The organism is Paucibacter sp. TC2R-5, assembly GCF_025717605.1.
Taxonomy (GTDB): Bacteria; Pseudomonadota; Gammaproteobacteria; order Burkholderiales; family Burkholderiaceae_C; genus Paucibacter_A; species Paucibacter_A albus.
Map to the genome: position 1 here is coordinate 390,546 of NZ_JAJIRQ010000002.1, position 22,506 is coordinate 413,051.

The window sequence follows — 22,506 nt, forward strand, 5'->3', positions numbered from 1 at the left end:
ACAGGCTGAGCTGCACGAAGCCCTCAGGAAACCGCTGCGTCAAATCAGCGAGCCCTGCGTCGGCCCCGGATCGCGACGCAGGCGGGCCAGCAGCTCATCGGTGACCTGCGTCACCGCCGGGTCGAACAAATCGGCCGGCGGCAGGCGCAGCAAGGCTTGCGCCTCAGTCAGCGGCGCGCGCAGCCATGCATCCCAATGCTCGGCCGCAATGGGAATGGCTGAGCGTTTGTCTTGCGCATCGGCGGGCAGCCGCGGGTCGGGTTTGTGCAGGCGACTCAGCAAAGGGTGGCCGTCGCAATTCATCGTCAGCATTGAATAATTGGGCAACAGCTCGCCGGTGTTCGGGTTGACCCATTCCGACCAAATCCCTGCCAGCGCCCAAGGCGCCCCATCGGCGCGCCGCAACTGCCACCAGATATTGCGCCCGGTTTCCCAGTTAGGCTCCTGGTAACTTTGCGCCGGGATCAGGCAACGCCGCCCGAGCGCCCAAGCGTCCCGGTAGGTCGGCCGCTCGGCCACCGACTCGATGCGGGCGTTGTTGGTCAAAATCGCCCGCGAGGCCGGCCGGGGCTGCAAAGCATGCGGCGCGATCATGCCCCATTGGCCGGCAACAGCTTGCCGCTCACCGGCTGCGTTAGCGCGAATCATCACGCCTTGCCCAAACGGCCCGACAGCCACGCCAGTCCCCTCGGGCAGCGCCGTTCCTGCAGCGACGATCAGCCTGAAGTGGCGCTCGATTTCCTGCTTGGACGAGACATGGTAGAGATTGCACATGCCGCGCACTTTAGCCGCTTGCGCGTTTGCATTGGCCATTACCATCATGGCTCTGGCTCGTTCCAAGACAGCCGCAAAGTGGACGCACACATGAGCAATTTCGCATTCCTGAGCAACAACACCTTCATGAAGGTGGCAGCCCGCGCGGCGCAGCCTTTTGCCATCGCCGGCGTCGCCTGGGACGGCTGCGTCACCAACCGGCCCGGCGCACGCTTCGGGCCGCGCGCCATCCGCCAGGCCAGCCATATGCTGTGCGACGGCACCCATCCGCTGTTTGACACCACGCCCGAAGGCGCCCTGACCGATCTGGGCGACCTGCTCTTGCCCAATACCAGCTTGGACGCGATGCGGGCGGCGATGCTGCCGCTGATCGCGCCGATGATCGCCAGCCATCACATGGCGTGGTTGGGCGGCGACCACTCGATCACACTGCCGCTGCTGCGCGCCTACAAAGCGCATTACGGCCGGCCGCTGGCGGTCGTCCATTTCGATGCCCATTGCGACACCTGGACCGACCATTTCGGCGAGCCCAGTGGCCATGGCACCTGGGTCTATGAAGCAATCCAGGAGGGCTTGGTGATACCCGAGTGCTTTGTGCAGTTCGGCATCCGGTCGGCCGGCCAGCGCGAGGCGCGCGACTATGTGGCCGACCAGGGCGGCCTGATTTACACCGCCCGCGCGCTGCGGGGACTGGAAAGCCCTGCCGCCTTAGGCAGCATCTTGCAAGCCGTGCGCGAGCGGATGGCGGCGCATGGCCATCCGCCGCTCTACCTGAGCCTGGACATCGACTGCCTGGATCCGGCCTTCGCGCCGGGCACCGGCACGCCCGAGCCCGGCGGCATGACGACCAACCAGGTTTTCAGCATCCTGGAAGACCTGGTGCCGCAGCTGAACTTCGTCGGCATGGACTGCGTCGAGGTGGCTCCACCCTATGACCATGCCGAGCTGAGCAGTTACGCTGCGGCGCAGATGGTCTGGACTTATCTCTGCGCTCGCCTGGCTGCGGCCGGCTCGGTCTGATCGATCCGCCAAGTGGGCAATTGACGCCCATTTTTACCGCCGCGCAGGTGCAGCCCTCATGCAAAATGGCGCGCTCAGGCCTTGGCCTGCTCATCACCATGACAAAGGACTCGCTCCATGAAAGTCGCACAGATCACCTTGCGTGAACAGGACGATATCGATGGGGCCTTGGCCGCTTGGTCTGCTTCGCTACCGGCGCCAAGTCTGGTGTTGGCCTTCAGCGCCATTCCTTTATTGAAACGCTTGAGCCCTGCTATCGCCGCGCAATTCCCCACGGCGCTGCGCATGGGTTGCTCAACAGCCGGTGAAATTTCCAGCGCCGGCGTGGGCGACGACAGCTGCGTGCTGACTGCGCTGCGTTTCGAAAACGCCGGCAGCCACGCGCTGCAGGCTTCGACCAAGCTGGCCGATATGGCCGACTCCGAAGCCGCCGGCCGCCGCTTGGCCGAGCAACTCCCGCAGGCCGGCCTGCGCGCCGTCTTGTTGCTGGGTCAAGGTGTCGCCGTCAACGGCAGCGCCTTGATCGCCGGCATGACAGCGGTGCTGGGTCATGGCGTCACCATCACCGGCGGCCTGGCCGGCGATGCAGCCGCGTTCAAGGAAACCTGGGTGCTGAATCAAAGCGGCGTTCACACCGACCAGCTGGTGTGCGTTGGTCTCTATGGCGAGGCCCTGGTCTTCGCCCATGGCTCCTTCGGCGGCTGGGCGCCGTTCGGGCCGGCGCGCCGCGTCACCCGCTGCGCCGGCAATGTCTTGTTCGAATTGGACGGCGAGCCCGCGCTGGACGTCTACAAACGCTACCTCGGCGACTATGCGCGCGACCTGCCGGCCTCGGGCCTGCTATTCCCCTTCGCGATGCTGGGCAGCGACCACAACGAGATCGGTTTGATTCGCACCATCTTGGCCGTGGACGAGTCGGTCGGCAGCCTGACCTTGGCCGGCGATATCGACCCCGACGGTTACCTCAAGCTGATGCATGCCAGCACCGACGCCCTGGTGGGCGGCGCCGAAAGCGCAGCCCAAGCCGCTGCGGCCGCGGCCGCCATGGCCGCACAGGGCGAAGGCCAGGGCCTGGGGATCTTGGTCAGCTGCGTTGGCCGCAAGCTGGTAATGGGCGGTCGGGTCGAGGAAGAAATCGAGGCGGTGGCCGATGTGTTCGGGCGCTCGGTCGTCTTGACCGGCTTTTATTCCAACGGCGAGATCAGCCCCTTCACCGGCAACCTCGAATGCAAGCTGCACAATCAAACCATGACGATCACCTACCTCGGTGAGCGCCTCTGAGCCCCATGCCAAACTCGCGCTAGGCCCTAGTTTCAGACCCAACGCCCAAGCACGCAAATTCAGCCACGATGCACAAGCTGCTTTCACGCCAGATCAAGCGCCTGCTGGGCAGCGACGAGGCCCAGTTGCCCGCCTTGCTGACGGAGCTGGCCGAACTGGCGCAAGAGCCCAGCTTGTCACCGGCAGCGGCCAAACTGCTCCTTGGCCTGGGCGGCATGTTCGAACGGGTTGACGGCGCTTATGAACAAAGTGATCGCGACCTCGACCTGCGCACGCGCAGCCTGGAGCTCAGCTCGGTCGAGTTGAGCGGCGCCTTCGACCGCATTCGCAAGGAGCTGGCCAGCCGCACACGCGCGATCGAGTCGCTGCGTGCCACCGCGCAAGGGCTTTTGCAGTCCACCGGCAACACGCCGGCGGCGCTGCAGGATGACAACGATCTGGAGGCCTTGTCCCAGCTGATGGCCGAGCTGGTGCGCCAGCGCGAGGACAGCCAAGAAAACTTGCAACATGCGCTGGACGAGCTGGCAGACCAGAAGTTTGCGCTTGACCAGCATGGCATCGTCAGCATCACCAATCTGGCCGGCGATATTACTTATGTCAACGACAAGTTCTGCCAAATCAGCGGCTACCGTCGGGAAAAACTGTTAGGCCAGAACCATCGCATGATCAATTCGGGCCTGCACCCGGAGGCCTTCTTCGCCAATTTGTGGTCCACCATTTCGGCCGGCCGCGTTTGGCATGGCGATGTCTGCAATCGCGCGCAGGCTGGGCACCTCTATTGGGTGCAGGCAACCATCGTGCCGCTCAAGGGCAAGTCCGGCAAGCCCGAGCAATACATCGCCATCCGCACCGAGATCACCGAGCGCAAGAATATGGAGGCCGCCGTCAAAGCGGGCGAGGCCCGGCTGCGCCACATCACGAATACGGTGCCCGGCGTGTTGTTTCGCTGCCAAGTCAATCTGCAAAGCCGGCACATCAAGTTCAGCTACGTCAGCGACCGCCTGAAAGAGATTCGCGGCCTGGAGCCCGAGGCCTTGTTGGGCGATGGCCGGCTGGCGGTGGCGCAAATTGCACCGGAATTTCGCGAGCGCTGCGTGCAAGGCGTGTTGAACGCGGCCCGCGTGCATGGCCCCTGGCGCGATGACTACAAAATCATCCTGCCCGACGGCAGCCAACGCTGGCTGCGCTCCGAAATCCGCCCCGAGCCCGATCTGGCCGATGACGGCGCCGTCATCTACAGCGGCATCTGGCAAGACGTGACGCAGCTCAAAGAAGCCGGTGCGCGGCTCAGAGACATCACCGAGAGCATCCCGGTGGCGGTGTTCCAGGCCTACACCTCGCCCACCGGCTGGCGCTCGATGCCGTTTTGCAGCCCGGCGATCACGCGCATCTGCGGCGTGGCGCCGGACGATCTCGTCCAGGACGCGCAAAGCTTGGTCGAGCAGGTGGATGCCGATGACGCCGCCGTCCTGGCGGCCACCTTTGTCGAATCGGCGCAGAGCCTATGCGCCGTGACGATGGACTTCCGCATGCGCCACAAGGTCAGCGGCGCGCTGGTTTGGGTGCATGGCGAGGTGCAGCCCAAACGCGCCGCCGATGGCGGCATCGTCTGGAACGGTTACCTGACCGATATCAGCGAGGCCAAGCAGGTCTCCGAAGAGCTGCGCCGCGCCAAAGAGGGCGCCGAGGCGGCCAACCGCGCCAAGAGCGACTTCCTGGCCAATATGAGCCATGAGATTCGCACACCGATGAACGGCATCATCGGCATGACCGAGCTGGCTCTGGATGACGCCGTCGACACCGAACAACGCGACCATTTGCTGGTGGTCAAAGACTCCGCCGAGGCCTTGCTGCGCGTCATCAACGACATTCTTGACTTCTCCAAGATCGAGGCGGGCAAGCTGCAGATCGAGTCGATCGCCTTTGATCTGGAGGCCACCATCCGCGACACCCTCAAGCCGCTGGCCCTGCGCGCCAATGACAAGGGCCTGGAGCTTTTGTGCAGCCTGGCCCCGGACTTGCCACGGCAGCCCTTGCTCGGCGACCCCGGGCGGCTGCGGCAAATTTTGATCAATCTGATCGGGAACGCGATCAAGTTCACCGAGCATGGCGAGGTGGCTTTGGAGCTCAGCCTGGCCGCTGGCACCGAGGAGTCGCCCAGCGTCTTGTTCACCATTCGCGACACCGGCGTGGGCATACCGGCAGAAAACCTGAACTCCATCTTCGACGCTTTTGCCCAGGAAGATAGCTCGATCACCCGCCGCTTTGGCGGCACCGGCCTGGGCCTGACGATCTCCTCCCGCCTGGTCGAGGCGATGGGCGGCACGCTCTGGGTCGACAGCGAACTGGGCCGGGGCAGCAACTTTCACTTTGCCCTGCCCTATGCACTGGCTGGGCAGCAACTCGCCGAGCCGCCGGCGAGCAGTCGGCCCGAGCCTGCGGCAGGCACGCCGGGCCCTCAGGCCGACGATGGGCTCGATGTGCTCCTTGTCGAAGACCACCCGGTCAACCAGCAGCTGGCCACCACCTTGCTGCAGCGCAGTGGCCACCATGTCAGCTTGGCCGAGAACGGCCAGCAAGCGCTGGATATGCTGGCGCAGCGCCGCTTCGATCTGGTCTTGATGGACATGATGATGCCGGTATTGGACGGCCTGGAGGCCACGCGCCGCTTTCGGGCCAGCGAGCCCACAGACCGCGCACGCACGCCCATCCTGGCGATGACGGCGCGCGCCACCGCGGCCGATCGCGAGCTCTGCATCGCGGCCGGTATGGACGATTACCTGTCCAAACCATTTGACGTCAAAGCCTTTCAATTGATGGTGCAACGCTATTTGCCAGCGGCCGGCGTCAAGCAGGCCCTGCCGGCCCAGACCATGCCGGCCCCGATCGAGGCCACGCCGACCTTCGACTACGCGCAGGCGCTCAAGGAGGCCGATCAAGACGTGATCTCCATCATCAGCTCTATTTTTGTGCGTCGCTGGCCGCTTGAGGTCGAAAAGCTGGATGCCGCGCTGGCGGCGCAAGATATCAATGCGCTGCTGCATGGCGGGCATGCCTTGAAGGGCACTTTGGGCATGTTCAATGCCCGCCCTGCCGCCAATATGGCGCGACAAGTCGAAGAACAGGCCGAAAAAAGCAGTATGGTCGGCATGCCCGAGTTGGTGGCCGCGCTCAAACTCGAAGTCACGCGGCTGCTGAAAGCCTTGGCCCAACATCCTCAAGCCGGGAACTGATATGCACGATGATCAAGTGAAACGGCAGGTCTTGATCGTTGACGACAACGAGATCAATCTGACCCTGTTTGAAGCGCTGGTAAGCAAGCTCGGCGAGATCGAAGCCAAGTGCTTTGCCTCGGCCACCGAAGGCCTGGCCTGGGCGCAGCAATATCAACCCGACCTGATCATCGTCGACTACATGATGCCGGAGCTCGACGGCGTGCAATTCATCGAGCGCCTGCGCGCCACCCCCGGCAAAGACAGCGTGCCCATCTTGATGATCACCGCCAATGATCAAAAGCCGGTGCGCTACCGCGCCCTCAACGCCGGTGCCTCGGACTTCTTGATCAAACCGATCGACAAGGTCGAATTCCTGGCGCGCAGCAGCAATCTGTTGGCCCTGAGCGAGATTCGCCGCAAGCTGGACGACCGCGCCGCCTGGCTGGCCGACGAGGTGCGCCAGGCTACCGCCAAGATCGTCGAGCGCGAACGCGAGACGGTGATCCGCTTGGCCAAGGCGGCCGAGTACCGCGACCCCGAAACCGGCGCGCATATCCTGCGCATGGCCCATTACTCACGTTTGATCGCCAAGGGCCTGGGCCTGAGCGAGGCCGAGCAAGATCTGCTGCTGCAGGCCGCTCCGTTGCATGACATCGGCAAGGTCGGCATCAGCGACGCCATCCTGCTCAAACCCGGCCGCCTGACACCGGCCGAATTCGAGTTCATGAAACAGCACGCCGCTTATGGCGCCGAAATCCTGAAGGACAGCAACTCCAGCATCTTGCAAGCCGGCGCAGCGATTGCGCTGGGTCATCACGAAAAATTTGACGGCAGCGGCTATCCGGCCGGCTTGGGCGGCGAGGCCATCCCGATTTTCTGCCGCATCGTCGCGGTGGCCGATGTGTTCGACGCCTTGACCTCTGCGCGCCCCTACAAGGCGGCCTGGTCGCTCGACGATGCCGTCGCCCATATCCGGGCCCAGTCGGGCAGCCATTTCGACCCGGCCTGCGTGAAGGTTTTCTTTGATTTGTGGCCCGAGGTCTTAGAGATCCGCGAGCGCTTCAGGGACGACGACTGGAGCAGCTTGTTGGCGCCTTTGTAAGCGCATCGGCTCAAACTGGTTTCAGGCCTTTTATAAAGGCCAAGACCTGCGCCGCCATCGTCGCAGTCGCTTTGGGCGCTTCAATATCGCCGGCCAGCACATGCTGACCCGCGCTTTCGCTGTAATCCACTTCAATCAAGCATTTGCTCGCGCTGCCCACGCGCTTGAAGGCCGCCCGCGCATCCGCCACATTGATGACGCTGTCTCGCGGCGACAGCAGCATCAGCAAGGGCGCCGTGACCGCCTCCAGCTTGCTGGCCCGCACCTGCCTCACCAAGGCCATCATCGGGTCCAAGGCCGAGGTCGGGTACTCATGCGTCCAATAGCGCGCTTTGGTCGCATTGCCGGGCTTGTAGCGCATCACGCCGCCATGCACCCAATGGATCAGTGCGCGGCCCCAGGACCAATTGATCAGCGCAGCAAAGCGGTCTTTGGGGCCAAAGTTGGGCGACACCAACACCCAGGCCGCCACATCACGCCCCTGCGGCTGCAAGGCGGCCCAGGCCGCCAGCGTGGCGCCGGTTGAAGTGCCCATGACCAGCACGCGCTCGCCCAACTGATGACCCAGCGCCAGCGCCTCCAGGGCATCGGCCTGCCATTGCGCCACCGACATGCCGGCCATGGCAGCACCCGGCCGGCCATGGCCACTCAGCCGGGTATAGAACACATGGCCGCCCAGGCCCTGCGCCAACAGCTCCGGCAACGGCGCCATCTCTTGGCGCGTGGCCGTAAAGCCGTGCAGATAGACCACCGCCCAGGGCGCCCGCACGCGGCCGGCTGCACCCCAGACGATTTGTTTCTCGGCCCCCGGCGTGACGTCATGCAGGCGCGCCTCGGCAGCGGCCAGATGGGCATCGAGCTGATCGAGCTGCGAGGGCAGCTCGTCACTCACTCGTGCAGGGTCTGATTTCAGGCCAAAACGGCTGCCATCGCGGCGGCCGTAGCCTCGACGTTCTTGCTGTTCAAGCCGGCCACGCACATGCGGCCCGAACGGACCAAATACACGGCGAACTCTTCCTTCAGGCGATCCACCTGAGCGGCCGTCAGGCCGGTGTAGCTGAACATGCCGCGCTGAGTCAAGAAGTAGTCGAAATTGCGGCCCGGCAGCTTGGCGCTGAGCACCTCGTACAAGGCGTTGCGCATTTCGTGAATGCGCTGACGCATCTCGGTGACTTCACCTTCCCACTGCGAACGCAGGGCCGGGTCGGTCAGCACGCGTGCGACCAGCTGGCCACCATGCATGGGCGGGTTGGAGTAGTTGCGACGGATCAGGAACTTCAGCTGACCCAGCACATTGACCGCCTGCGCGGCATCCGGGCAGACCACGCTCAGCGCACCGCAACGCTCGCCATACAAGCTCATGCTCTTGGAGAAGCTGTTGGCGACGAAGAAGCTCAGGCCGGCGTCGGCCATGGCGCGGATCGCGAACGCGTCCTCATCGATGCCGTCACCATAACCTTGGTAAGCCAGGTCCAGGAAGGGCAGCAGGTCGCGCTCTTTCAAGACCGGGATCAGCTCATCCCACTGCAGCGGGCTCAGGTCCACGCCGGTCGGGTTGTGGCAGCAAGCGTGCATCAAGACCACGCTCTTGGCGGGCAGTGCCTTGATGGCGGCCAGCATGTCGGCAAAACGCACGCCGCCGGTGGCCGCGTCGTAATATGGGTAAGTCTTGACCTCAATCCCGGAGCCTTCAAACACCGCACGATGGTTGTCCCAGGTAGGGTCGGACACATAGATCGCGCTGTCGGGGAAATAGCGCTTGATGAAATCGGCGCCGACCTTGAGGCCGCCGCTGGAGCCGACGCTCTGTATCGTCACCGTGCGCTCCAGCACCGGGTTGCCTTCGCCGAACAAGAGCTTTTGCACGGCGCTACGGAAATTGGCCGCGCCTTCCATAGGCAGATAAGGCCGCGCGCCGGCCTCGGCCACCACTTGCAATTCCGCCTTGCGGACCGAATCCAGCATCGGGATCTTGCCGTTGTCGTCGAAGTAAATTCCGATCGACAGATTGATCTTGCCCGCGCGGGTGTCTTTCTGGAAAGCCTCGTTGAGGCTCAGGATAGGGTCGCCGGCGTAGGCGTCAACGTGGTGAAACATGGTCAGGGCTCCAAGCAAAGTGGGTCGAAACTGGAAACATTATCGCGGGGCTTGCGTTTACCGATCTTGCCGCTCCAGCAGCATCGCGTCGCCATAGCTGAAAAAGCGATATTTGGCGGCGATGGCATGGCGGTATAGCGCCATGATGGGCTCGTAGCCCGCAAAGGCGCTGACCAACATCATCAGCGTGCTCTTGGGCAGATGGAAGTTGGTGACGAGCCGGTCGACGACGCGAAATTGAAAGCCGGGCGTGATGAAGATATCGGTCTCGCGCGCGCCAGCAAGAAGCTCACCGCCCACAGCCGCCGACTCCAGCGCCCGCAGCGTGGTCGTGCCTACGGCCACGACCCGACCGCCGCGCGCCTTGCACGCAGTGATCGCAGTCACTGTTTCTGGCGTCACCTCAAACCACTCGCTATGCATCTTGTGCTCATCGAGCTTTTCCACCCGCACCGGCTGAAAGGTGCCGGCGCCGACATGCAGGGTGACATGCGCGGTGGCCACGCCGCGCTCAGTCAAGCGGGCCAGCAAGGCCTCATCAAAATGCAAGGCAGCGGTCGGCGCCGCCACGGCACCCGGCTCCTTGGCGAACACCGTTTGGTAACGCCGCACATCATCGGCCTCATCGGCATGCTCGATATAAGGCGGCAACGGCACATGGCCATGCTGCTCCAGCAGCGCAAATGGGTCGCTGGGAAAGCGCAGATGGAACATGCCGTTGTCTGGGCCACAGCGGCCCAGCACCTCGGCGTCAAACGCATCATTGAAGCGCACAAAGCTGCCGGGCTTGGGGCTCTTGCTGGCGCGCACATGCGCCCAAACCTCCAAAGTGCCAGGGAGGACTCGCTCGATCAAGGCTTCCACCGAGCCGCCAGACATCTTGGCGCCATACAGACGCGCCTTGATCACCTTGGTGTTGTTGAAGACCAGCAAATCGCCGGCCATCAACAGCTCAGGTAACTCGTAAAAAACGCGGTCCACCGGCGGCTGGCTGCGGCCGTCCAAAAGGCGGGAGCCGCTGCGCTCGGGCGCAGGATGCTGGGCAATCAGCTCGGGCGGCAGTTCGAAATCAAAGTCGCTGACGCTGTGAACGAAAACAGGTGTGGATTGCATGTGATGTTGAGGGCCGGACGGACCCGTGCCAAGCAGAAAACTGGATTTGCATTTTCCCATGCTCGCGTTTGACGCAAGTCAAGTACTCGGGAACGCCTCGGTGCGACTATTTGTCCAAGGAGCTAAGCATTCAATGACTCATTCCCAAGACCTCACCCCCGGCCAGCGCGCGCTGATCGAAGCAGGTTTGCTGCAACGCCAGCGCTCTTTGGAGCAAGAGCTGCAAACCCAGCTCGGTGCACAGGGTCGCGTCGAGCATGCGCGCGAGCAGTTGCTGCAAGACGGCGATGGCGAACAAGCCCATGCCGCCGACCGAGAAGTGGACTTGGCACGCAGCGACGCCAATCTTGAGGCCCTGCGTCAAGTCAACGGAGCCTTGCAACGCCTGCGCAGCCCCGAGTTCGGCCGCTGTGGCGATTGCGGCGAAGCGATCGCCTTCGACCGCTTGAAGGCCAATCCCCAGGCCTTGCGCTGCATCAACTGCCAAACCGCCGACGAACGCAGCCATGGCGGCGCCGCTATCCACAACAAACTCTGACTCTTTTCTCTTTCTCAACCCTTCAAAGGTAAGCAAATGACAATGTTTCACGCCGTCGTATGGCTCGATCACCAAAGCGCCAAAGTCCTGCAATTTGACGAAGCCCATGTGCAGGCCGAAAAGGTCAAGGCGCACAGCCACCACACCAAACAACATGGCAGCGCCGTGCGCAGCGAGCATGAATATTTCGGCGAAGTTTGCGACGCGCTGAACGGCATTGAAGAAGTGCTGGTCGTGGGCTCCTCCACCGCCCAAGCCGACTTCAAGCATTACGCCGACAAGCACCGCCCGCAAACCGCCAAGCACATCGTCGGCTACGAGACCGTCGACCACCCCACCGAGAACCAGCTCATCGCCATGGCCAGAAAGTACTTCCTGAAGTACGACCGCATGGCCGGGACACCGTCGCCGATGTGAGTTAGATCGCCAACGGAGCTAAGGCGTAGCGGCTTGGCAGTTCGCCGGCCGCACTTTCTTGAAGCGGCAGTCAAGCTCGATCAAAAAGTCGCGCGAACTGCCGTAGTCGACGGCGTAGCGATCGATGATGGCCTCGGCTTGGCCATTCTGGTAGATCTCCTTGATGCCACGCTCAAACTGGTCGCGCAAGGCCTCGCTGCGAAATGCGAACCAGTATTTATTGCCCGCACTGAACAAGTCGTGAAAGGCAAAGTCGTTCAACACCGCCTGCTTGTCGCGACGGGCCTTGTCATGCAGGAGCCAAAAGCGAAAGATGTCCGGTTGCGACACGATCACATCGGCCCGGTCCAGGCTCAGCATCGCCGTCGGCAGATGGCCCGCAACTTCGATGTAGTCCTTGTTGGCGGCCGCCATCGCGGCAAACTCAGGCCCCAGAAAACGCTTGGCATTCTGGAATGTCACGACGCGCAGCTTGGTCATGGCTTCAATGCCATCTAGGCGAGGGAATTTGGCCTTCAAGGTGATGGCTTGATTTCCAAACGTCGTGACCGGCCAATGTGAGAGCACGCCGGGCTGGCCGCTATTGGGCTTAGCGCTGGTATAGATGTCGATCCGGCCCAATTCAAACTCGCGCACCAAGCGCAGCGGCGGCATGTATTGAAAGCTACTGGCCACGGACTCGGCCGCGAAGGCGGCGCGCAGCAAGTCCACCAGCAGGCCAGAGTCCTGCACAGGCAAAGTGAAGGGTTGAATGGAACTGGTCACGCCGATGCGTACGGACGAGCCGCCGGCACTGCAGTTCAGAGCAGACAGACAAAGCGCAAATCCGATCAAGTACCTTTGCACCGGGTGCCCCTATCGATGAATATGGCTTACCGCCATGGTAGCCAGTTTTCGAGCAGCAAGAAGTCCATCACCCAAGCCAAGGCAGAATGCCGCCCATGCCCGAGGCCGATAGAAAAGAATCCAGCAGCGCCACCAACAAGCCCAAGTCCGCGCCGCAAAAGGCGATGGAGAAGCTCGGCCTGCTGCGCGACATCGACCTGGCCCTGCATCTCCCGATGCGCTATGAAGATGAGACCCGCATCACCCCGATTGCCGAGGCGCAAGGGCATGAAGGCGAGCCGGTGCAGTGCGAGGGTGAGGTGCTGGAGTGCCGGATCGAGACGCGCGGCCGGCGCGTCTTGTTGGTCAAGCTGGCAGACGACAGCGGTGCGGAGCTGCTTTTGCGCTTCATCCATTTCTACCCATCGCATCAGAAGACCATGGCCGTGGGCGCTCGCATCCGCGTGCGTGGCGAGTTACGCCACGGCTTCTTTGGACGCGAGATGGTGCACCCAAGCTTCAAGGCGGTCGTAGAAGGTGCAGCCTTGGCCACGGCGCTGACGCCGGTCTACCCGGCCAGCAACGGCCTGCCGCAAGCCTATCTGCGCCGCGCGGTCGCCTCGGGCCTGAGTCGTGCCGATCTGAACGAGCTGCTGCCCGCAGGCGTGGTGCCGCCCACCCTGCCCGCGCTGCGCGACGCTTTGAACTTCTTGCACCACCCGCCGCCGCAAGCGCGGCTGATGACGCTGGAAGATCACAGCCACCCGGCCTGGCAGCGCCTCAAGTTCGAAGAGTTGCTGGCCCAGCAGATCAGCCAGATGCAGGCGCAGCGCGAGCGGGCGTTATTGAAAGCACCGGCCCTCAAAGCCAAACGCGCCGGCATGCATGAGCAGTTGCTGGCGGTGCTGCCCTTCGGCCTGACCGGCGCGCAGCAGCGGGTCGGCGAAGAGATCGCGCAAGACCTGGCCCTGGCGCAACCGATGCACCGGCTCTTGCAGGGCGACGTTGGGTCCGGCAAGACGGTGGTGGCTGCGCTGGCAGCGGCCGTCGCCATCGACGCGGGCTGGCAATGCGCGCTGATGGCGCCGACCGAAATCCTGGCCGAGCAGCATTTCAAAAAGCTGGTCGGCTGGCTGGAGCCGTTGGGGCTCAAAGTCGCTTGGCTGACCGGCAGCGTCAAGGGCAAGGCGAGGCAGAAGATGCTGGATGCGGCAGCTGATGGCTCTGCACAACTGGTGATAGGCACACATGCGGTGATCGAGGAAAAGGTGAAGTTCGCCAAGCTGGGCCTGGCCATCATCGACGAGCAACATCGCTTCGGCGTCGCGCAGCGCCTGGCGCTGCGCAAGAAGCTCGCTTCAATGGACTTGGAGCCGCATCTCTTGATGATGAGCGCCACGCCGATTCCGCGCACGCTGGCGATGACCTATTTCGCCGACCTGGCGGTATCCACCATCGACGAGCTGCCGCCGGGCCGCACACCGATCGTCACCAAGGTGTTCGCCGACAGCAAGCGCTTCAATGTGATCGAGAAGATCCGCGATGAGGTCGCCAACAAGGCCGCGCAGGTCTATTGGGTCTGTCCGCTGATTGAGGAATCAGAGACCTTGGACCTGAACAATGCGACCGAGACGCACGCCGAGCTTTCCGCTGCATTAGACGGTTACGTGGTCGGCCTGCTGCATGGCCGCATGACGCCCGCCGACAAGGCGGCGGTGATGGCCGAGTTCACGGCTGGGCGCATCAGCGTGCTGGTGGCAACGACGGTGATCGAAGTCGGCGTCGATGTGCCCAACGCCAGCCTGATGGTGATCGAACATGCCGAACGCTTTGGCCTCAGCCAGCTGCACCAGCTGCGCGGCAGAGTCGGGCGCGGCGCGGTCGCGAGTGTTTGCGTGCTGCTCTATACCGGGCCTTTGTCCGACACCGGCAAATCGCGCCTGAAGGCAATGGCCGAAACCAATGACGGCTTCGAGATCGCAAGGCGCGATCTCGATATTCGAGGCCCCGGCGAGTTCATGGGCGCACGCCAAAGCGGCGCCGAGCTCTTGCGCTTTGCCGACCTGCAGGAAGACTCGGTGCTGCTGCAAGCTGCGCGCCGCTTGGCACCGCAGTTATTGGACAAGCACCCGCAGGCGGCCAGGCGGCAAGTTGAGCGGTGGTTAGGATCAAAAGCCGAGTTCTTAAAGGCCTGAGCCGGACAGCCGGCAAGGCCTGCGGCTTGACGCTGCCTGCGAAGGCGTGCAGCGTCCTCGCACCACGCGGGCTGCCAGCCTGACTAAGCCAGCAGCCGTGCGATCAAGGCGCCCTGGTAGCGTGCCTCCAGCGGTATAGCCACCGTCACGCCATTGCCGGCGGCTTCTTTGACAGACTCGCCGGACTTTCCACGCATTTCGGTCAGCTCAAGTATCTCGTTACCGCTGGGATGAATGATCTCCAGGCGGTCGCCGACCTCGAAGCGGTTCTTGACCTCGATATCGGCCCAACCCTGCGCGTCAATGCTGCGCACCTCGCCCACGTATTGGCTGCGCCGCGCCTTGGAGTGCCCGTCCAGATAGTTCTGCGTGTCCTGGCTGCGGTGGCGCTGGTAGAAGCCGCTGGTGTAGCCACGGTTGGACAGGCCATCCAGCTCGGCCAACAGCGTTGGATCGAAGCTGCGGCCGGCCACCGCATCATCGATCGCACGCCGATAGACCTGCGCCGCACGCGAGACGTAATAGCGGCTCTTGGTGCGGCCCTCGATCTTGAGCGAATCGACGCCGGTCTCGACCAGGCGCTGCACATGCTCGACCGCGCGCAGATCCTTGGAGTTCATGATGTAGGTGCCATGCTCGTCCTCCTGGATCGGCATCAACTCGCCGGGACGCTGCGATTCTTCGATCAGATAGGTCTGGTCGGCCAGCGGGTGGCGCTCGCCCCCACCGGCGGCGGCAAAATCTTGGTCGGCTTGCTGCACCGCTTTGTGAAAGTCGAACTTGATCGCTTGCGCTTGACCAGCCTCGTCTTCAAACGCGTCGCCTAGCTTGTAATCCCAGCGGCAGGCGTTGGTGCAGGTGCCCTGGTTGGCATCGCGGTGGTTGAAATAGCCCGACAGCAGGCAGCGGCCCGAGTAGGCGATGCACAGCGCGCCATGCACAAACACCTCGAGCTCCATGTCCGGGCATTCCTGGCGAATCTGCGCCACCTCGTCCAGGCTCAACTCACGCGAGAGAATCACCCGCTTCAGGCCCTGCTTTTGCCAGAACTTGACGCCGGCGAAGTTGACCGTATTGGCCTGCACCGACAAGTGGATGGGTAGATCCGGCCAGCGCTCGCGCACCATCATGATCAGGCCGGGGTCGGCCATGATCAGCGCGTCGGGTTTCATCTCGACGACCGGCGCCATATCGGCCAGATAGCGCTTGAGTTTGTCGTTATGAGGCAGGATGTTGCTGGCGACGAGGAACTTCTTGCCGCGTGCATGGGCCTCGGCGATGCCGGCTCTCAGGTTCTCCAGCTTGAAGTCGTTGTTGCGGGCACGCAGCGAGTAACGCGGTTGGCCCGCGTAGACGGCGTCGGCGCCGAAGTCAAAGGCCGCACGCATGCGGTCGAGGTCACCGGCCGGCAGCAGCAGCTCCGGGGATTTGATAGATTGCGCCATAGTCAGACAAAGCCCGGGCTGCCCCAAAAAGCCAAGGAATAGCCGGGCGACAAAATGAAATTTCGAACCGCGCAGTCTATGCAAGCTGCGGTCAATCTGGCTTGCGACAGGTCAAGCTTGCTGAAGTGCTCGCGGGCCTATTTGCCTAGTTGCAGCCTACAAAAGACGGCGCGCCGAGCACATAGCCATCGCTGAGCGTGCGCAAGAAGCACTCCAGATCAGCCAACTCCTGCGCACTCAAGCGCCGAGCTTGCGCACCAAAAGGTGCGACTTGATTGATATTGCCCTGCAGCGACTGCGGCAAATCGTCATAGAGCACGGTCTGCCCATCGGCACTGCTGTACCAGCGTGCCGGCTCACGATCGCGCGTGTTGTAGAAGTCCAGCACCTGGGCCAGGCTGCTCATTACACCGTTGTGAAAGAACACTTTGCGCTCAGCGACATTGCGCAGCCCCGGGGTGCGAAAGAAGCCGCACAGCTCGGTGCGCCCGGCCAGGTCCGTGCGACTCGGGCCACACAAACCGAGATCCCGAAAGTTCGGATCCTGATTCACCGACAGCTTGGTATTGCGCGGCACTGCAAGCGCGGCATAGCCAAAGTTGGTGAACAGCGGTGGCTGACCGCTGCTGCTGAGGTCGGGCGAATGGCAGCTTGCGCAATTGGCGCTTTGCTTGTCGGAGAAGACCATCAGGCCGCGCCCCTCGGGCAGGCTGAACCGAACCTTGCCGGCCAGGACAAAGTCCGACTTGCTGTCATAGGGATGAAACCGGGTGTCCTCGACTTGCAGCGCTTGCAAAGCCTCGCTGGCCTGGGTGACCAAGGTGCTGTCGTCCGCCGCCGGTGTTGCAAAGGCCGTCAGGAATTGACTGGCGTAGGCGGCGCCGCGCAGCCTGCGCGCCAAGTCGGCCACCGAGCCGTTGTCCATCTCACGCGGATTGAACCAGGGCAGGAACGCCTGGGCGGCAAGGCTGTCGGCGCGCCCATCGGCCATCAGCCCACCGCGCAGATCTTCGACTTTGCTTGCCGGTGTGCCATTGAAGCCGCCCAGCCGCTCCAGATAGCGCAGCGAGGGCGCGGCGCGCAGGCCGGCTTGATTCGACTGGCTACCGCCTATTTGAACCGCCAGGGCATTCGGCGGTCCATGCGCGAAAGCAGGGTCATGGCAGCTGGCACAGGACAGGCGGCCCGATCCGCTGAGGCTTTGATCTAGAAAAATCTTCTCACCTAACTGCGCTTTCGCACTCATCGCGGCCGGTCCGGGCGGAGGTGCAGTTGCTGGAGATGCCGTGGCCGACTCCGTCGCACCGCCCGAACCACCACCGCAAGCGGATAGCGCCATGGCAAGCATAATTCCGATATAAAGCGGTATGTGAGCGAAGCTACTCTTGATCTGGATGTCCATGGGCGCGGATTTTGCAGCAGGCCTCGGCGTGCTGTCTAGAGCTCAATGCAGGCATTGGGCGCGAGGCCCAGATCCTCATGACTGACCACCAGCAAAAGCCTTTTTTCACCTGAATTGGCCGCTTCGCCGAGCACGCCGCGCAAATGCGCCAGCGAGACCGCATCGAGCGCATTCAAAGGTTCATCCAAGAGCAGCAGCGGCGTTTGCAAGGCCAGCGCCGCCGCCAAAGCGGCCTTGTGCTGCGTGCCGGTGGAGAGCGTGCGCAGCGGCTGATTGAGAAAGGGCTGCAGACCAAAGCCCTCGATGTGCGCTTGCCAACTGGCCCTGTCTGCATCTGGGTAGAGCCTGCTCAGAAAGCCAAAGCGCTCTGCAGGGCTGAGATGCTCGAATGGCGGCGGCTCGGCGCCGACGAAGCTGACCATGCGGCGGTACTGCAGCGGTTGGCGCAGCAGGTCTACACCGGCAAGACAGACGCTGCCATATTGCGGCTGCAGCATGCCGGCCAAAAGCTTGAGCCGGGTTGACTTGCCGCTGCCGTTGGGCCCGCGCAGCCAGACCAGACCGGGCTCAAAGGTCTGGCTCCATAGGTCGACCACGCGCCTGGCGCTATTGCTATAGGCATAACTGAGCGCTTCGGTGTGCAAAAAGGCAGGGATGTTCGGCATTGTTATTTGTGATCTTGATCAAGAGCTCAGCAGCGCTTCGCTGGCCAGCGCAACCCAAAGCGCCCAAGCCAAAAGCCAGCGCCCGGCGCGCGCCTCGGCGCTATCGCCCTGTTTGGCCATCATCGGCAAGGCCGGCGCCAACAACCCATAGACCATGAACGAAGGTGCGGCCAAGGGTGCGAGCCGCCACGGGCCCAGCAAGAGCATCGCCGCCATGAAGCCCCAAGCCAATATGCTCGGCGCCAAGGCCAGCAGCAAAAGTCGGCGCGGCCAAAAGCCGGCGGCAAGCGGCAAGGCCTGCGATGCAGCAATCAGCGGCGCATAGCAGCGCGTGGCTTGGGCATGCAGGCGCGCACTCAGCCCCATGACCAGCAAGGTGTGGGCCGCCAGCACCCACGAAGCCTGCGCCGGCCAGATCAGCGCAGCCATGAGATTTGCGCCGAGCAGCAAACAGGATAGGGCCCATAAATGCAAAACCGGCCGGGCGGGGCCGCGCCACAGGGCCAAGCCCAGTAGCGGCCAGTGCACGCCAAACAGGCGATACAAACCAGAAGCAAGGCGGCGGCCAGAGCCGCTTGTGCCCTGCGGCCTAGCTGCCGACTGCGCCACACCCTGCGGCAGGCGTCTGCCCTGCATCAGCAGCGCCGCCGCGCCTGCGGCCAGCGCGAGCGACAGGCCGAAATAGACCATCGCTCTTGGCCACAAACCCCTCATCCAAGCGGGGTCGGCATGCTGCCAGGCCGCCATTGAGATCAGGTTGAGCAGGGCCAGCGGCAGCAAGGCCAGGCCGATCACGGCCAGATCGGCGCGCAGCAATTCGATACGCCGCAATGGCAGCGCGCGCTCGGCATCCAGCCAATGGGCAGGGAGCAGTTGCTCGCGCAAACCCCAGCACAGCAACAGGCCCGGCAGCGCGTGCAGCACCACGGCCCCCAGCGCCAGCGGCCAAGGCTGTTCGCTGGCCCAGAACAGCGGCAGCGCGGGCCAGCCGATCAGCGTCGCAAAGAATTGCCCCAAGACGGCCGCCACCACCGCGATGAAGGCGGCCCAGCGACGCAACAAGGCCTTCAACTCGGCCGCACTCCAGCGCAGCCGCATTTGCAGCAGACTGCAAGAGACTGCCCCCGCGGCTATTTCAGACGTTGCACCCAATAGATCAAGACCTCTTGCCTTGGCCGCAGGTCGGCATCGCTGTAAACATAGACGGGCACTGCATTGATCGCCTCCACGGTGGCCATGCCGGAAATCACCCGGCCGAAGACCGCATAACCCGGTTTTGCGGCGGACTGATAGTCCAGCTCCTTATTGTCCTTCACGTTGATGAAGAACTGGTTGGTGGCGCTGTTGGGATCGCTGCGGCGAGCCATCGCGATGGTGCCGGGCAGGTTGTACTCGCGCGATTCCAGCGGTATGGGCGCATAGGCGGGCGGACGCTCGACCATGCCGCTGGTGTAGCCGCCGCCCTGGATGACGAAGTCGCGGTCCACCTGATGGAACAAGGTGTTCTTGTAAGCGCCGTCGGCCACATAGCGCAGGAAGTTATTGACCGTATTGGGGACGGTGTCCGAATAAAGCTCGAAGACGATCTCGCCGCTGCTGGTCAACATGCAGACGGTCGGCAAGCTGCTGAGCGCGGACTTGATCAAGCCCTCGTTGCTGCAGCTATAGGTATTCGGATAGGGGTAAGGGTTGGGTGTGGGAACGGGCAGCGGCGGCGGCCGGTAGCCATCGTCGGGGCTGCCACCACCACAGGCCGTTAGGAGAACCACCGCTGCGACCATGGCCGCGCGCAAAGCAAAAAAGCGCATTGAGCTGACTCCAAAATGAGTAATGTCTCAACGCGCTCTTGCACCGGTAGTTGACGGACCGAACTTTCGCTTACAAGTTCGGCCGCAACATGAATGTCAACAAATCAAATCACAAAACGATGACCTCGACCTTGGTGATCGTCACATCCGTTGTCGGAACGTCGCTCGAAGTGGCCACGGCGTTGATCTGATCCACCACGTCCATACCGCTGGTCACTTTGCCGAAGACGGCGTAACCATTGGGATCTTGTGCCTTGGGATCTTGGTAGTTCAAAAATGCATTGTCCACGGCGTTGATGAAGAACTGGGCCGTGGCCGAATCAGGAACGCCGGTGCGCGCCATGGCCAAAGTGCCGCGCTGATTGCGCAAGCCCACATTGCTTTCAAGCTTGATCGCTGCGGCGGTGCCGGTTTTCTCGGTCAGGCCCGAGGCGCCGCGCACGAAACCGCCGCCTTGACTCATAAATCCTTTGATCACACGGTGGAACACCGTACCGTTATAGAACCCATCATTCACATACTTCAAAAAGTTGGTGGTGGTGATAGGCGCATGGGTGGCATCCAGGCCCAACTCGAACACGCCTTTACTCGTAGTGACCCGGACTTTATGGGTGAAGGTCATTGCTACTTCGGGCACCACCGCCGCTGGCGGCACAACCGGTGTGCCTGAGTCGGAACCCCCGCCACCGCAGGCGGACAACAAGGTCAGGGCGCCGAAGGCACCGCAAATAAGCAAGGGCTTAACAAGAGTTTTGAGCAAATTCATGGGCAGCATGACAAAGGAAAAAGAGAGAAATAGGCCTTGCGGAGTATCTACGCAAAGCAGGTATTTTGACCGCGCGGCGGAGTCAGGATCTGCGCCTAGCGCCCGGTCCTAGATTTCGAGGTTATCGATCAACCTCGTCGCCCCCAGCTTGGCCGCCGCCAGCGCCACCAAAGGCTGGCCCTCAAGCGGCGCGCCCAGATCATGCTGACGGCGCAGTGACACATAGTCGGGCTGCCAACCGTTCGAACGCAGATGTTGCATGGCCTCGGACTCCAGCTTGGCCACATCGCGTTCACCCGCCTGCCAGCGCGCAATCAGCGCCCGCAGGGTTTGGCTCAGACGCAACGCCTCAGTTCGCTCGGCCTCGCTCAAATAAGCATTGCGCGATGACAGCGCCAGGCCCTCGGGGCTGCGCTGGGTTTCGCCGGCGATGATTTGAATCGGCAAAGCCATCTGTGCCACCATGCGGCGCAAGACCATCAGCTGTTGATAGTCCTTCTTGCCGAACAAGGCGATCGAGGGCTGGACGATATTGAACAGCTTGGCCACCACCGTGCACACGCCGATGAAGAAGCCGGGGCGGAAATGGCCCTCCAAGATGTCCGACAGCTCGGACGGCGGATGGATCTTGTAGCCCTGCGTCTCGGGATACAACTCGCCCTCGGCAGGCGCAAAAACGATGTCGCAGCCGGCGCCGGCCAGCAACGCTGCGTCGCGCTCCAAGGTGCGAGGGTAGCGGTCAAAGTCCTCGTGCGGCGCGAACTGCAAGCGGTTGACGAAGATGCTGGCCACGACCAGGCCGCCCGCTCCGACGGCCGCCCGGCCCTGGCGCACCAGCGCCAGATGGCCGTCGTGCAGGCTGCCCATCGTTGGCACGAAAGCGCGGCTGCTATTGCCAGCCAAGGCCAGCCGTAACTCGGAAATGGTGTGGATGATTTGCATAGGGGCCAACTCGCTCAGTGACTTTTAATAGCCGTGCAACTCGTCCTGCGGGAAGGCCTGCGCCTTGACCTCGCTGACATAGCGCCGCACCGCCTCTTGCACCGAGCCCGCGCCGCCCTGCATGAAGTTCTTGACGAAGCGAGGCCGCCGGCCCGGCGTGACGTCGAGCATGTCATGCAGCACCAAGACCTGACCCGAGCAGCCGACACCGGCACCAATGCCTATCACCGGGATGCCCAGCGTCTGCGTCAGCTCTGTGGCCAAGGCTGAGGGCACCATTTCCAGCACCAACATTTGTGCGCCGGCCGCGACCAATTCTTGGGCTTGCTGCTTCATCAGCGCGGCAGCCGCTTCCTCGCGGCCCTGTACCTTGTAGCCCCCCAGCATGGTGACTGTTTGTGGCGTCAGGCCTAAGTGGGCGCAGACGGGAATGCCGCGCTCGACCAAGAAACGCACCACCGGCGCGGTCCAACCGCCGCCTTCAAGCTTGACCATATGTGCGCCAGCCTTGAACAGGGCCGCCGCACTCTTCCAGGCTTCTTGTAGCGAAGCTTGATAGCTGTCGAAAGGCAGGTCGCCAATGATCCAGGCGCTCTTGCGGCCGCGCGCCACGCAACGGGTGTGATAAACCATCTCGTCCAGGCTCACAGGCACGGTACTGGTCTGGCCCTGCAAGACATTGCCGAGCGAATCACCGACCAACATCACATCGACACCGGCATCGTCCAGCAAGCTGGCAAAAGCAGCGTCATAGCAGGTCAGCATGGCGATCTTGTCGCCGCTGGCATGCATGTCCAGCAGGCGCTGCAGGCTCATCGGTTTGCGTTCGGTCATGTGGGCACCTCGGTCATCAAGTCTTGTTCAAGAGGCGTGTCCGCTAGGACTTGACGCACACCGCCCC

At 62.9% G+C, this 22,506-nt stretch carries 20 protein-coding genes; 7 read left to right on the forward strand and 13 right to left on the reverse strand.

All coding sequences use genetic code 11. The annotated features are described in order from the left end of the window. Positions 1-39 precede the first annotated feature (39 nt). Positions 40-822: an SOS response-associated peptidase gene (locus LNV08_RS05435; protein WP_263532653.1), complete on the reverse strand. Its 783-nt coding sequence runs from the start codon at positions 820-822 to the stop codon at positions 40-42. 42 nt (positions 823-864) lie between these two features. On the opposite strand from LNV08_RS05435, the gene speB reads away from it, so the two are divergent. The 4 genes from speB to LNV08_RS05455 all read left to right on the forward strand — a co-directional run bounded on the left by speB (position 865) and on the right by LNV08_RS05455 (position 7,392). Further along, positions 865-1,794, forward strand: coding sequence for an agmatinase (gene speB / locus LNV08_RS05440; RefSeq protein WP_263532654.1), 930 nt, complete (start codon positions 865-867; stop codon positions 1,792-1,794). 117 nt (positions 1,795-1,911) lie between these two features. Then, on the forward strand, positions 1,912-3,075 hold the full coding sequence (locus LNV08_RS05445) for an FIST signal transduction protein (RefSeq protein WP_263532655.1): 1,164 nt from the start codon (positions 1,912-1,914) through the stop codon (positions 3,073-3,075). A gap of 68 nt (positions 3,076-3,143) precedes the next feature. Then, positions 3,144-6,308 (forward strand): PAS domain-containing protein, encoded by a 3,165-nt coding sequence (locus LNV08_RS05450; protein WP_263532656.1) that lies wholly within the window; start codon positions 3,144-3,146, stop codon positions 6,306-6,308. A 1-nt stretch (position 6,309) separates the two neighbouring features. Beyond that, positions 6,310-7,392 carry an HD domain-containing phosphohydrolase gene (locus tag LNV08_RS05455; protein ID WP_263532657.1) on the forward strand — a complete coding sequence of 361 codons (1,083 nt, stop codon included), beginning with the start codon at positions 6,310-6,312 and terminating at the stop codon, positions 7,390-7,392. Positions 7,393-7,402: 10 nt separating this feature from the next. On the opposite strand, the gene LNV08_RS05460 is transcribed toward LNV08_RS05455, so the two are convergent. The 3 genes from LNV08_RS05460 to queA are packed head-to-tail and all read right to left on the reverse strand — an operon-like array spanning position 7,403 to position 10,602. After that, a complete protein-coding gene (locus LNV08_RS05460; protein WP_263532658.1) occupies positions 7,403-8,284 on the reverse strand; it encodes an alpha/beta hydrolase in 882 nt (293 codons plus the stop codon). 17 nt (positions 8,285-8,301) lie between these two features. Further along, positions 8,302-9,489 (reverse strand): aromatic amino acid transaminase, encoded by a 1,188-nt coding sequence (locus LNV08_RS05465; RefSeq protein WP_263532659.1) that lies wholly within the window; start codon positions 9,487-9,489, stop codon positions 8,302-8,304. A 57-nt stretch (positions 9,490-9,546) separates the two neighbouring features. Beyond that, positions 9,547-10,602, reverse strand: a complete 1,056-nt coding sequence (gene queA, locus LNV08_RS05470; protein ID WP_263532660.1) for a tRNA preQ1(34) S-adenosylmethionine ribosyltransferase-isomerase QueA — start codon at positions 10,600-10,602, stop codon at positions 9,547-9,549. Positions 10,603-10,735: 133 nt separating this feature from the next. On the opposite strand from queA, the gene LNV08_RS05475 reads away from it, so the two are divergent. Both LNV08_RS05475 and LNV08_RS05480 read left to right on the forward strand, forming a co-directional pair. Next, the gene (locus LNV08_RS05475; RefSeq protein WP_263532661.1) at positions 10,736-11,140 is read left to right on the forward strand and encodes a TraR/DksA family transcriptional regulator; all 405 of its coding nucleotides are present in this window, start codon (positions 10,736-10,738) and stop codon (positions 11,138-11,140) included. 36 nt (positions 11,141-11,176) lie between these two features. Then, positions 11,177-11,557, forward strand: coding sequence for a hypothetical protein (locus tag LNV08_RS05480; protein ID WP_263532662.1), 381 nt, complete (start codon positions 11,177-11,179; stop codon positions 11,555-11,557). Positions 11,558-11,575: 18 nt separating this feature from the next. Here the strand turns inward: LNV08_RS05480 and LNV08_RS05485 are convergent, their stop codons facing one another. Continuing rightward, positions 11,576-12,322 carry a transporter substrate-binding domain-containing protein gene (locus LNV08_RS05485; RefSeq protein ID WP_263532663.1) on the reverse strand — a complete coding sequence of 249 codons (747 nt, stop codon included), beginning with the start codon at positions 12,320-12,322 and terminating at the stop codon, positions 11,576-11,578. A 176-nt stretch (positions 12,323-12,498) separates the two neighbouring features. Here LNV08_RS05485 and recG point away from each other — a divergent pair, with 176 nt between their 5' ends. Then, entirely contained in the window at positions 12,499-14,577 is a 2,079-nt protein-coding gene (gene recG, locus LNV08_RS05490) for an ATP-dependent DNA helicase RecG (protein ID WP_263532664.1), read from the forward strand. Positions 14,578-14,660: 83 nt separating this feature from the next. Here recG and yegQ read toward each other — a convergent pair whose 3' ends face one another. From yegQ to panB, 8 genes are all read right to left on the reverse strand, one after another. Then, a complete protein-coding gene (gene yegQ / locus LNV08_RS05495; RefSeq protein ID WP_414858684.1) occupies positions 14,661-16,022 on the reverse strand; it encodes a tRNA 5-hydroxyuridine modification protein YegQ in 1,362 nt (453 codons plus the stop codon). A 145-nt stretch (positions 16,023-16,167) separates the two neighbouring features. Next, complete coding sequence (locus LNV08_RS05500) at positions 16,168-17,268, reverse strand: cytochrome-c peroxidase (RefSeq protein WP_263532665.1); 1,101 nt, start codon at positions 17,266-17,268, stop codon at positions 16,168-16,170. A 191-nt stretch (positions 17,269-17,459) separates the two neighbouring features. After that, positions 17,460-18,089, reverse strand: a complete 630-nt coding sequence (locus tag LNV08_RS05505) for an ATP-binding cassette domain-containing protein (RefSeq protein ID WP_263532666.1) — start codon at positions 18,087-18,089, stop codon at positions 17,460-17,462. Positions 18,090-18,107: 18 nt separating this feature from the next. After that, the gene (locus tag LNV08_RS05510; protein ID WP_263532667.1) at positions 18,108-19,187 is read right to left on the reverse strand and encodes a hypothetical protein; all 1,080 of its coding nucleotides are present in this window, start codon (positions 19,185-19,187) and stop codon (positions 18,108-18,110) included. Between the two features lie 32 nt (positions 19,188-19,219). Continuing rightward, a complete protein-coding gene (locus LNV08_RS05515; RefSeq protein WP_263532668.1) occupies positions 19,220-19,897 on the reverse strand; it encodes a peptidylprolyl isomerase in 678 nt (225 codons plus the stop codon). Positions 19,898-20,006: 109 nt separating this feature from the next. Continuing rightward, positions 20,007-20,519: a peptidylprolyl isomerase gene (locus LNV08_RS05520; protein WP_263532959.1), complete on the reverse strand. Its 513-nt coding sequence runs from the start codon at positions 20,517-20,519 to the stop codon at positions 20,007-20,009. Positions 20,520-20,771: 252 nt separating this feature from the next. Beyond that, positions 20,772-21,605, reverse strand: coding sequence for a pantoate--beta-alanine ligase (gene panC, locus LNV08_RS05525; RefSeq protein WP_263532669.1), 834 nt, complete (start codon positions 21,603-21,605; stop codon positions 20,772-20,774). Between the two features lie 24 nt (positions 21,606-21,629). Further along, positions 21,630-22,439: a 3-methyl-2-oxobutanoate hydroxymethyltransferase gene (gene panB / locus LNV08_RS05530; protein ID WP_263532670.1), complete on the reverse strand. Its 810-nt coding sequence runs from the start codon at positions 22,437-22,439 to the stop codon at positions 21,630-21,632. Between the last annotated feature and the right edge of the window lie 67 nt (positions 22,440-22,506).